General features: G+C 57.4%; 11 protein-coding genes. All 11 read left to right on the top strand.

Annotation, left to right across the window (positions count from 1 at the left end):
• The first annotated feature begins 57 nt into the window (after positions 1-57).
• The 11 genes from QEN58_RS17040 (at position 58) to QEN58_RS16990 (ending at position 10,798) form a co-directional block, all read left to right on the top strand.
• Positions 58-498 carry a DUF3305 domain-containing protein gene (locus QEN58_RS17040; RefSeq protein ID WP_280104786.1) on the top strand — a complete coding sequence of 147 codons (441 nt, stop codon included), beginning with the start codon at positions 58-60 and terminating at the stop codon, positions 496-498.
• A complete protein-coding gene (locus tag QEN58_RS17035; protein ID WP_280104785.1) occupies positions 495-1,112 on the top strand; it encodes a DUF3306 domain-containing protein in 618 nt (205 codons plus the stop codon). Before QEN58_RS17040 ends, QEN58_RS17035 begins: the two co-directional genes overlap by 4 nt.
• A gap of 199 nt (positions 1,113-1,311) precedes the next feature.
• Entirely contained in the window at positions 1,312-3,039 is a 1,728-nt protein-coding gene (locus QEN58_RS17030) for a 4Fe-4S dicluster domain-containing protein (protein ID WP_280104784.1), read from the top strand.
• Between the two features lie 4 nt (positions 3,040-3,043).
• The gene (locus QEN58_RS17025; protein ID WP_280104783.1) at positions 3,044-3,673 is read left to right on the top strand and encodes a TorD/DmsD family molecular chaperone; all 630 of its coding nucleotides are present in this window, start codon (positions 3,044-3,046) and stop codon (positions 3,671-3,673) included.
• A gap of 93 nt (positions 3,674-3,766) precedes the next feature.
• On the top strand, positions 3,767-3,967 hold the full coding sequence (locus tag QEN58_RS17020) for a twin-arginine translocation signal domain-containing protein (protein WP_280104782.1): 201 nt from the start codon (positions 3,767-3,769) through the stop codon (positions 3,965-3,967).
• 24 nt (positions 3,968-3,991) lie between these two features.
• Positions 3,992-6,844, top strand: coding sequence for a molybdopterin-dependent oxidoreductase (locus QEN58_RS17015; RefSeq protein ID WP_280104781.1), 2,853 nt, complete (start codon positions 3,992-3,994; stop codon positions 6,842-6,844).
• Positions 6,845-6,908: 64 nt separating this feature from the next.
• Entirely contained in the window at positions 6,909-7,523 is a 615-nt protein-coding gene (gene fdh3B / locus QEN58_RS17010) for a formate dehydrogenase FDH3 subunit beta (RefSeq protein WP_008959355.1), read from the top strand.
• An 11-nt stretch (positions 7,524-7,534) separates the two neighbouring features.
• Positions 7,535-8,635: a formate dehydrogenase subunit gamma gene (locus QEN58_RS17005; protein ID WP_280104780.1), complete on the top strand. Its 1,101-nt coding sequence runs from the start codon at positions 7,535-7,537 to the stop codon at positions 8,633-8,635.
• A 105-nt stretch (positions 8,636-8,740) separates the two neighbouring features.
• Positions 8,741-9,073 carry a DUF1244 domain-containing protein gene (locus QEN58_RS17000; protein WP_101148115.1) on the top strand — a complete coding sequence of 111 codons (333 nt, stop codon included), beginning with the start codon at positions 8,741-8,743 and terminating at the stop codon, positions 9,071-9,073.
• Between the two features lie 5 nt (positions 9,074-9,078).
• Positions 9,079-9,600 carry a molybdenum cofactor biosynthesis protein B gene (moaB, locus tag QEN58_RS16995; protein WP_280104779.1) on the top strand — a complete coding sequence of 174 codons (522 nt, stop codon included), beginning with the start codon at positions 9,079-9,081 and terminating at the stop codon, positions 9,598-9,600.
• Entirely contained in the window at positions 9,593-10,798 is a 1,206-nt protein-coding gene (locus QEN58_RS16990) for a molybdopterin molybdotransferase MoeA (protein WP_280104778.1), read from the top strand. Before moaB ends, QEN58_RS16990 begins: the two co-directional genes overlap by 8 nt.
• Positions 10,799-10,815 lie beyond the last annotated feature (17 nt).

The following is a 10,815-nucleotide window of genomic DNA, read 5'->3' as shown; positions in this document are numbered from 1 at the left end:
CTAGCTATTCAGGGCTATCCGTTCAAGGCCTACGTTATTTCGCTAGGGGCTAATGCAATGTCTGATAATTTACGTGCACTGAGCATCACCCTGGTCGCCGAACCGAAGCAGGTGAAAAACTTTACGCTAACCCAGTGGCGTATAGCCGAGCTTACCCTGGGTGACCAAGGTCCTATCGTGCTTAATCTGCAGCTGTCGATGACCGAACGTGCGGCCTACCGTTTCAACCTAACGTCTACTACCCCAAGGCTATTTGTGCGGTCGGGTTTTACCGGACAAACACCCAAACCAGATGCGATCACCGCCAGCCAGGACGTGGCGGCTGGGTGGATGGATGGCGAGCAGCAGGTGCTCGAAGCGCCGATGCCTATGGCTATTCAGGTCTGGATTGAGAGCTACCTCGCACGTCATGGCGAGGCGCCGATGGAGATGCGCAAGAAAAAACGTAAAGGGGCGGGGCGAGCCAAAGAGACCCCCACCAAGGAGCAGCCGCAATGAGCCGCCTAGAGCGCTGGTCGCGACTAAAACGCAACGTTCCCCAAGAGCAGGATGCGCCGCCAACGTCACTGCCTGCTGAAAAGTCCGTTGATGAACTGGCAGTCGAGCCGAATGCTTCGCCACACGAAGTAGAGCCGCCAAACAATGGCCCCGACGCAACACAGGCACCGCCAGAACCAGGCAGTCTCGACGACACCTTGCCTGACCCCGAAACGCTGGAGGCAGGCAGCGACTTCAGTGCCTTTATGGTGCCAGGAGTCAGTGGAGCCCTGCGGCGGCGTGCTTTAAAACGTCTGTGGGCCACCGGTAACTACAACGTTCGCGACGGCTTGGATGACTATGATGCCGACTATAATAAGCTGTTAAAGCCCATGGACTCCGAGCTCGCCAGCAAACTGCGCCGCTGGACGCATAAAGTGGAAGAGGCGGTTGATAAGTCACTAGACGAGCCCGAGTCCCCAAAAGGGGTAGAAGAGAACGAGCAAACAGATGAGAATCCGGTCGCACTTGAGGAAGAGACCTCAACGCCTGACGCTGAAAGGGAAACAATTGTAAAAAAAGCGCCGCTAGACGACCAGTCTGATTATTTATCTGACTCTAATGCGAAAACATGAGGTAGACAATAAATTTAACAAAGTCAACGCTTTAGGTGTTTTTTTGGTCGCCAGCGTTGGCAGCGTTGACGGCAATCAGGTTGGCAAAATACGCATTTCGCCATAGGCTGAACTTAGCTTCAACGCATTGTTATGCCACAATAGTTAATCATTATGACTCAAAAATATAATAAGAATTATTCACTGACCGTGAGAGCGCATGAACCAACGAATCCAACTGGCGTCGCTAGACGACCAGCGCAATGCCGAGGCTCGGGAGACGGTACGTCAGCGTATCTCCTGGCCCGCAAATCTAACCCCTGCCAATGTGACCTATCACAGCCGTGGTCATGCGCTGCTGCTTGGCTGTGAGCGGGATACCCGACAAGCAGCGCGCATTCTGCAAGGGCGTGGTTTAGCTTCATTGACGCTGGTTTTTACCGCGCCCAACGCCGCAGACGTTGACGACGGGGTTAATGATAGCGACTTGCTCGCTGCCACCGAGATCCTCACCACCCAGGCGCTAACCCGTGCCCAGGCCGAAAAGCTGCGTATTAGCGGTCATCTAGGCATGTTTAAAACGCTGCTTGAGGGCGATGAACCGCTTGATCTTGCCCAGGCACTGATCGAGCGAGAGGCGTTTGATTTAATCCTGGACTTAAATACTACACCTGTCCTTTCGGTGGAATTATCACCGCCTGGCTATGTGGTAATGCAGTGGCAGAACGTTGAGCAGCGCAGCGATATCCTTGATGACTTTGTGGGACTGGTGGGCGAATTCGACAAGCCGCGCTATTTTCAGGTCAACAGCGACTTATGTGCCCACTCCACCAGCGGCAATATTGGCTGTACCCGCTGTTTGGATGTTTGCCCGGCGGATGCCATCTCCAGCATCCAGGGGCGGATTGAATCTCATATCGAGATTGATCCCTTTCTCTGCCAAGGCGTGGGTAGTTGCACCAGCGCTTGCCCCACTGGCGCAATCGAATTTCGCCTACCGGAAACGCGCCGCCAGCAGGATACACTCTCTGCTTGGCTGGGCGCCTACCGCGAAGCGGGTGGTCAAGCGCCAGTGCTGCGCTTTATTACCCATGATTCCCAAGACGCTGAGCGCGCAGCGGGTGTCGTCACCGCAGGCCATATCATCGACGCACCGCTAGAAGAGCTGGGCGCAGCGGGCCATGACCAGTGGCTAACCGCTCTGGCCGCCGGTGCCGCCGAAGTGCGTATCCAGTTGCACCCCAATATGCCCGCCCGCTTAAGTGCCTTTTTGACCGATCAAATCGCCCAAGCGCATGCCTTGTTAGACGCCTTAGGCCATGATCGCGCTCGCGTAAAGCTGGTCGATATAGCCGATGCAGCAGGCCGGGATGCGCTACCGGCGCTAACGCCGTTGACAGAGTCACCACTTAGCCTGCCAGAGCCAGAAAAACGTGCGCGTTTGAACCGCGTGCTGGCCCGGCTTGCTGAACTGGGCAACCCCAGCGGCGAGCGAGTTGGCGTGCCAGCGGGCGCTGCCTACGGCGCTATTGACGTCGATAGGGATGCCTGCACGCTCTGCCACGCTTGTGTCAGCAACTGCCCGACTCCGGCATTAAAGTCAGGCGGCAACACGCCCGCGCTGAGCTTCCTTGAAGCGGACTGTGTGCAGTGTGGTTTGTGTGAGCAGGCTTGCCCGGAAAATGCGATTACTCTGATGCCCGGCTTCCTGGCATCCGATGCCCGCGAAACGCGCCACATCTGTCACGAAGAAGCGGCTTTCGAATGCATTAACTGCGGCAAGCCGTTTGCCACCGTCAGTACGGTCGCTACTATTAAACAGAAGCTGGCTAACCACCCCTACTTTGCTGGAGAGGCGATGATCCGCTTGGAAATGTGCGAAGACTGCCGGGTAAAAGATGTCTGGAAAACCATGATTCGCGATCCCGACGCGCAACTGAAGGTATAAGCCGATGACGGATGCACTGCCCACGCTTAAAGAAGCGGATGCGCTACGCGCCGATATCTACCGGCTGTTAGCCACGCTGCTGCGCCAAGCGCCGGATACCGAGTTGCTCAACTGGCTGGCTGAGCTGGCTATCGAGCAGGACGGCAGCCGTCTTGCAGAGTGCTGGCAGTCGTTGGCTGTCGCTGCCGCCGATACAGAACAGGGCGGCGAGGACGTTGAGCGACTACAACGCGCCCACTTTCGCCACTTGGTGGGGGTGATTCAAGGTGATGTAGTGCCTTATGCCTCCTGGTACCGCAACGGCGAACTGATGGAAGCGGCGCTGGTGGCACTGCGCCAAGACTTAAAAGTACTCGGCTTTGAACGCAGTGAGCATACGCGGGACCCTGAAGATCATTTGGCAGCTCTGTGTGAAGTCATGGCGATGCTGATTGACGCTGAAAGTTCTGAGCAGGGCTATTTCTTTAGCCAACATTTAGCCCCTTGGGCGGCCAGCTGTTTTGCCGATCTGGGGCAGGTAGACACCGCTTTCTATGCAGCGCTGGGGCAGTTGGGTAGCGCTTTTATGGAGAGTGAGCAGGCTCGCTTAAGCATAGATGCGGGCCACACACCGGTGCGGATCGTTGAACCTTAGCGAAGGCTCCATAAAAACATTAGTAAAGAGCTAAAATCAGTATAAGAAGCTGCATAAAAGACCCTGGATAAGAGCATGCTAGAGGAGAATCTCATGCACAAATCACATAATCCTGAGCGCCGCCGGTTTATGAAAACCGTTGGTTTGGGAACCGCCGCTGCTGGCGCCGCAGCGGCAGTCGGTCATGTCACTCTGGCACAGGCTGACGCTGCCCCGGTGAAAAACGAAAAACCAACGGTTAACTACCGTGAGACTGATCACGTCCGTGCTTATTACGCCTCGCTGCGTGACTGACGGCGGAATGCCAGGAGATTTGCCATGCGCTTAACTCGCAAAACAGACACCCCCAAGGCCTCCGGGCTGGGTATTTCCCGTCGCCAGTTCCTCAAGCGCAGCGGTGCTGCCACCGGCGGTGTGGCCGCCGTTGGCTTTATGGGTGCGCCCATGATGCAGCGCTCGGAAGCAGCCGACAAAACCCCCGTGCTGGACTCGCCGGTCGAGACCAAACGCACCATCTGCTCCCACTGTTCAGTGGGTTGTGGCGTTTACGCCGAAGTTCAAGAGGGTATTTGGACCAAGCAAGAACCCGCTTTTGATCACCCCATCAACCGCGGCGCGCACTGCGCGAAAGGCGCTTCGCTGCGCCAGCACGGCCACTCCACGCGACGCCTCAAGTACCCGATGAAGCTCGTGGCCGGTGAGTGGGAGCGCATGAGCTGGGAAGACGCCGTTAACGAGATCGGCGACAAACTGCTCGAGCTGCGCGAAGAGCACGGCCCGGACAGCGTTTACTGGCTGGGGTCGGCGAAGTTTAACAACGAGCAAGCGTATTTAATGCGCAAGCTTGCCTCGCTGTGGGGCACCAACAACACCGACCACCAGGCACGTATTTGTCACTCCACCACCGTGGCGGGTGTAGCAAATACCTGGGGTTATGGAGCGATGACCAACTCGCTCAACGATATGCATAACAGCAAGGCGATTCTGTTCATTGGTTCTAATCCCAGTGAAGCGCACCCGGTGGCAATGCAGCATATCCTGATCGCTAAAGAGCGCAACAATTGTGACATTATCGTCGCTGACCCGCGCTTTACCCGTACTGCCGCCAAGGCCAACAAATACGTGCGTCTACGTCCCGGTTCGGACGTCGCCTATATTTGGGGCTTGTTGTGGCACATTTTTGAAAATGGCTGGGAAGATAACGAGTACATCAATCAGCGCGTTTACGGTATGGATGAAGTGCGCGCCGAAGTCGCCAACTTCCCGCCCAGTGTCGTTGAAGAAGTCACCGGCGTTCCCGAAGCCGAGATGTACGATGTCGCCAAACGCCTCTCCGATAACCGCCCAGGCTGTGTGGTCTGGTGTATGGGCGGCACCCAGCACACTACTGGCAACAACAATACCCGCGCTTACTGCATTCTTGAGCTGGCGCTGGGGAATATTGGTGTGGCGGGCGGCGGCGCTAACATCCTGCGCGGCCACGATAACGTACAGGGCGCAACGGACCTTGGCCTTGGCTGTGATTCATTGCCGGGTTACTACGGTTTGTCGGAAGGCGCCTGGCAGCACTGGGCGCAGGTGTGGGATCTCGACTACGAGTGGCTTAAAGGCCGCTACGATGACACCGAGTATGCCGATGGTAAGCCCATGTACAGCGCCGGTATTACGGTGTCGCGCTGGGTCGATGGCGTGCTCGAAGAAGACGAGAACATCTCCCAGCGTACCGCGCTGAAAGCGATGTTCTACTGGGGCCACGCGGTTAACTCCCAGACCCGCGGCGTCGAGATGCAAAAAGCGATGCAGAAGCTTGAGATGATGGTCATCGTTGACCCTTATCCCACCGTTGCCGCCGTAATGCACGACCGCAGCGATGGCGTTTATCTGCTGCCAGCGGCCACCCAGTTCGAAACCACTGGCAGTGTTACCGCGACAAACCGTTCGATTCAGTGGCGTGACCGCGTGATTGAGCCGCTGTTTGAGTCCAAGCCCGACCACGAGATCATGTACCTGTTTGCCCGTAAACTGGGCTTCGGTAATGAACTGGTTAAGAACTACCAGATGAACGGTGACGAGCCGCTCATCGACGACATTCTGCGTGAAATCAACAGCGGTATGTGGACGGTCGGCTACACCGGGCAAAGCCCCGAGCGCCTTAAAGAGCACCAGAAAAACTGGCACACGTTTAGCTTCGAGAACCTACGCGCAGAGGGTGGCCCGGCTGATGGGGATTACTACGGCTTGCCGTGGCCCTGCTGGGGTACGCCCGAGTTCGGCCACCCGGGCTCGCCCAATCTTTACGACACCAGCGTACCGGTGATGGAAGGAGGCATGGGTTTCCGCGCCCGTTTTGGTATCGAGCGTGACGGCGTCAACCTTCTGGCGGAAGGTTCAGCGCCAGTGGGCGGCGATATCGATGACGGCTATCCAGAGTTCAACGACCAACTGCTCAAAGACCTAGGCTGGTGGGACGACCTGACTGCCGAAGAGAAGCAGGCGGCGGAAGGCAAAAACTGGAAAACCGACCTCTCTGGCGGTATCCAGCGTGTCACCATCGAGCATGGCTGTGCGCCCTACGGCAACGCCAAGGCACGCGCCGTGGTCTGGACTTTCCCCGACCAGGTGCCGAAGCACCGTGAGCCGCTCTACACCACGCGTCGCGATTTGGTTGAACGCTTCCCCACTTGGGACGACTTCGACTCCATCATGCGCCTGCCGACCATGTACAAAACCATTCAGGATCGCGATAACAGCGGTGAGTATCCAATGATTCTCACCTCTGGGCGACTGGTTGAGTATGAAGGCGGCGGTGAAGAGACGCGCTCCATGTCGTGGCTTGCCGAGCTGCAGCAGGAGATGTTTGTCGAGATCAACCCGGCGGACGCCAACGACCTCAGTATCAAAGATGGTGACGATGTTTGGGTTGAAGGGGCAGAAGGGGGCCGTGTGAAGGTCAAAGCTCTGGTCACTCCTCGCGTCGATCGTAACGTGGCCTTTATGCCGTTCCACTTTGGCGGCATGTTCCAGGGCGAGAGCCTGCGCGACCGTTACCCGGATGGGTCGGACCCGTACATCATTGGTGAAGCGGCCAATACCGCCACCACGTATGGCTACGACCCGGTGACACTGATGCAAGAGACCAAGTGCACCATTTGCCGCATTGAGCGGGCTTAAGCCCCGACCGACCTGACAGCATTACGGTGCGGGAGCCATCCCGCACCGGTATGAGGAGAACACCATGGCTCAAATGAAATTTATGTGTGACGCCGAACGCTGCATTGAGTGCAACGGCTGCGTCACCGCCTGTAAAAATGCCAACGATGTCGAGTGGGGCATTCAGCGTCGCCGTGTGGTGACACTAAATGATGGCGAAGCGGATGAAATGTCCATTTCCGTCGCTTGCATGCACTGTGACGACGCCCCCTGCATGGCGGTGTGCCCCACCGACTGTTTCTATAAAACCGATGACGGGATCGTACTGCACGACAAAGACCTGTGTATCGGCTGTGGCTACTGCCTCTACGCCTGCCCGTTTGGCGCCCCGCAGTTTCCCCAGCAAGATGCCTTTGGTGAGCGCGGCAAGATGGACAAATGCACCTTCTGCGCGGGCGGCCCGGCCGAAAGCAAAGAAGAAGAGTACGAGAAGTACGGCTCCAACCGCATTGCCGAAGGCAAGCTGCCGCTATGTGCAGAAATGTGCTCTACCAAAGCACTACTGGCGGGTGATGCACAAGACGTTGCCGACATCTTCCGTCAGCGCGTTGTCCATCGCGGCCATAAAGATGGCGGCTGGTCCAACAACCCCCAGGCCAGTGCCGACAACCTAGCCTATGATGCTGCCCACAAAGGGTAAGGAGGCGTGTCATGAACCTGTTGACTGCACAGGCACCCGGTGGGGTGCCGCGCTCAGGTAAAGGGCTCGCCCTGGGCATTTGGCGCTTTATGTTGGTGGCGCTTGCTTTGGTGCTAAGCCTCGGCTTCACGCAAGTGGCGGTGGCCCAAGCAGATCCTGACCGCGAAATGACCACCGCTGCTCCTGGTATTACCGCCGACCAGTGGCGCCAGGTGCGTAGTGGAGAAACCGGGCCTAATTACCGCGACTCCCGCTTTGATAGCAACTACAGCCTGATCAATTCCAGCGGCGAAACCTGGCGGGAAATCCGTAACCGCTGGGTATCGCCGTTTGGTTTGATCGTGGTATTTGGCATGGCGGCGCTGATTGCGCTGTTCTACTTCATTGTAGGACGTAAGGAGCTTGAAGCACCGCGTACGGGACGCCTGCTCTTGCGCTGGACGTTAATGAAGCGCGCGCTGCATTGGACGGTAGCAACGCTGTTTATCATTCTGGCGTTGACCGGGATGACGCTGCTATTTGGCAAGTTTGTATTCCGCCCACTGTTTGGCGATGGGGTTTGGGCCTGGATGATTGCGGCCACGAAAGTGCTGCATAACTACCTTGGGCCGATCTTCGGCATTCTGCTGGTTATCCTGCTGGTCAGCTTGATCAAAGACAATATTCCTAAAAAGCACGATTGGATATGGTTCAAGAAAGGCGGCGGCATGATTGGTAAAAAGCATGTGGATGCAGGCTTTGCCAACGGCGGTGAGAAGGCTTGGTACTGGATATTGGCGACGGTCGGTATTCTCGTTATTGCCAGTGGCTTGGTGCTCGACTTCCCCAACTTCGATCAGGGGCGCGACACCATGCAGTGGGCCAATATTATCCACGCAGTGGGTGCGCTAGGACTCACCGCCATCTCCTTAGGCCATATCTATATCGGCACGCTGGGTACTGAAGGCGCGCTAGAGGGTATGACCACGGGCTACGTGGATGAGACCTGGGCCAAAGAGCACCACAATTTGTGGTACGACGAGGTCAAAGATCAAACGCTATCGGAAGAAGAGGTGGCGGCGCGTAAGTCATCTGGCGGCAGCAGTGAACCGTCGGCAACACGAACCAGTTGATACGTGCTTGATGGTAGCGAAGACACCGCCTTTTGGCGGTGTCTTTTGTTATGCTTCACCTTAAGTTATTAAAGAACCAAACGTCATTTTAGGAGAGCAACGGTTATGTCAGCATTTGATCAGTTAGACCCAGCTACGCGCACTGAGCTGGAAGCCGCCGCATTTCGTCGCTTGCTCCAGCATCTGGACGATAACAAAGATGTCCAGAATATCGACCTGATGATTCTGGCGGACTTTTGCCGTAACTGCTTATCGAAATGGCTGGTGAGTGCCGCGGAGGCTCGGGATGAAAGCCTCAATTACGACGAGGCCCGTGAGTACGTTTACGGTATGCCTTACAGCGAGTGGAAGGAGCTTTACCAACCGGAAGCAACGCCAGAGCAAATGGCGGCTTGGGAAGCGCATCACGCCAAAAAGAAAGCAGCCAAACAAGGGTGACGTCGATGAGTGAGCCAATGGTGCCCCTCAACATAGCCGTACTCACGGTCTCGGATACTCGCACAGAAGAGACGGATCGCAGTGGTCAAGCCCTTGTCGAGCGTTTAACCAAGGCTGGCCACACGCTGGCTGAAAAACGCATCGTGCCTGACGATGTCTATCGTATTCGCGCGGTGGTCGCGAACTGGATCGCCGAGGCGGATGTGCAGGTGGTGATCACCACCGGTGGCACCGGTTTTACTGGCCGAGACTCCACGCCTGAAGCTATTTCGGTGCTGCTGGATAAGCGCATTGAAGGCTTTGGCGAACGTTTTCGTCAGCTAAGCGGTGAAGAAATTGGCAGCTCCACCATTCAGAGCCGCTGCCTCGGCGGCTTAGCCAACGCCACGGTAGTGTTCTGCTTGCCGGGCTCAACCGGCGCCTGCCGCACCGGCTGGGACGGCATTCTGGCCGAGCAGTTGGATAGCCGCCACAAACCCTGCAACTTTGCCAACCTGGTCATCCCAGGCCGAGGTCAGCATGGCTGATTTACAGCCGATATCAGCCGCGCTTGAGGCGTTACTGGCAGACGTCAGTGCACTCGGCGCAGAGAGTATCCCGCTGGAAGCTGCCGGTGGGCGTGTGTTGGCCGCAGCCGTCGCCGCTCAGCTGGATGTGCCGCCGTTTGATAACAGCGCGATGGACGGCTACGCCTTGCGCGCCGCCGATGCGGGGCAGTGGCTGCCGGTAAGTCAACGCATTGCCGCCGGCACGCAGGCGAAAGCGCTTGCGCCTGGAAGCTGCGCGCGTATTTTTACCGGGGGTGAGATTCCTCCCGGTGCTGACTGCGTGGTGATGCAGGAGCGCGTAGAAGTTGACGGCGAACGTGCGCTGCTACCTGCCAATATTCCAGCGGGCGATAATGTCCGCTGTCAAGGACGCGACGTGCGCCAGGGCAGCGTGCTGTTAAATGCCGGAGAGCGGCTCGAAGCAGCGGCCCTTGGCCACTTGGCAGGCCAGGGCATTACCCAGGTCAGTGTGCGTCGGCGGCCCCGTGTGGCGCTGCTCTCGACGGGCGATGAGATTATTGATCCCGGCACTCCGCTCAAGCCTGGTCAGCTCTACAACTCCAACCGGCCAATGCTTAGGCGCCTGTTAGAGAACTTTGGCGCTGAGGTGGTGAGTACCGTTAGCGTGCCGGATGACTACGCCCGCACCGTGGCACTGTTAACGGCCGCTGCTGCTGAAGCAGATCTGGTGGTCACCACCGGCGGTGTGAGCGTCGGTGAGGAAGACCACGTCAAAGCCGCGCTGGAAGCGATTGGCCAGCTCGATATGTGGAAGCTGGCGATTCGCCCCGGTAAGCCATTAGCGCTCGGCCGCTTGCCACGCGATGACGGCAGCCCGGCGCGGTTTGTTGGCCTGCCGGGCAATCCAGTATCGGGATTTGTCGGCGCCTGGCTGTTTTTACGCCCCTTGCTGGGCGCAATGCTCGGCTGTCCGGCGTTAAAAATGCTGCCGAAAGTGACCGCGAAAGCTGGCTTTGCCACCTCTACGGGGCCCCGGGAACACTATATGCGCGTGACGCTTGAATTCACGCCCAGCGGCGTCACGGCGAAGGCCTTTGATGATCAGAATTCTGGCGTGCTTTCGTCATGTATCAACGCCGACGCCTTTGCGGTGATTCCGGCCAATAGCGACATAGCCGAGGACGATGCCATCAGCTGTTTGTGGTTGGCTGGTTAAGATCAGGGGCTTGAGAA

The organism is Halomonas alkaliantarctica, from assembly GCF_029854215.1.
Classification (GTDB): domain Bacteria; phylum Pseudomonadota; class Gammaproteobacteria; order Pseudomonadales; family Halomonadaceae; genus Vreelandella; species Vreelandella alkaliantarctica_A.
This window is presented reverse-complemented; position numbering and strand designations above follow the sequence as displayed.

Excerpts from the sequence above, each read along its gene's own strand:
- QEN58_RS17040 (WP_280104786.1), top strand. The coding sequence starts at position 58 with ATGTCTGATAATTTACGTGCACTGAGCATCACCCTGGTCGCCGAACCG.
- QEN58_RS17035 (WP_280104785.1), top strand. The coding sequence starts at position 495 with ATGAGCCGCCTAGAGCGCTGGTCGCGACTAAAACGCAACGTTCCCCAA.
- QEN58_RS17030 (WP_280104784.1), top strand. The coding sequence starts at position 1,312 with ATGAACCAACGAATCCAACTGGCGTCGCTAGACGACCAGCGCAATGCC.
- QEN58_RS17025 (WP_280104783.1), top strand. The coding sequence starts at position 3,044 with ATGACGGATGCACTGCCCACGCTTAAAGAAGCGGATGCGCTACGCGCC.
- QEN58_RS17020 (WP_280104782.1), top strand. The coding sequence starts at position 3,767 with ATGCACAAATCACATAATCCTGAGCGCCGCCGGTTTATGAAAACCGTT.
- QEN58_RS17015 (WP_280104781.1), top strand. The coding sequence starts at position 3,992 with ATGCGCTTAACTCGCAAAACAGACACCCCCAAGGCCTCCGGGCTGGGT.
- fdh3B (WP_008959355.1), top strand. The coding sequence starts at position 6,909 with ATGGCTCAAATGAAATTTATGTGTGACGCCGAACGCTGCATTGAGTGC.
- QEN58_RS17005 (WP_280104780.1), top strand. The coding sequence starts at position 7,535 with ATGAACCTGTTGACTGCACAGGCACCCGGTGGGGTGCCGCGCTCAGGT.
- QEN58_RS17000 (WP_101148115.1), top strand. The coding sequence starts at position 8,741 with ATGTCAGCATTTGATCAGTTAGACCCAGCTACGCGCACTGAGCTGGAA.
- moaB (WP_280104779.1), top strand. The coding sequence starts at position 9,079 with ATGAGTGAGCCAATGGTGCCCCTCAACATAGCCGTACTCACGGTCTCG.
- QEN58_RS16990 (WP_280104778.1), top strand. The coding sequence starts at position 9,593 with ATGGCTGATTTACAGCCGATATCAGCCGCGCTTGAGGCGTTACTGGCA.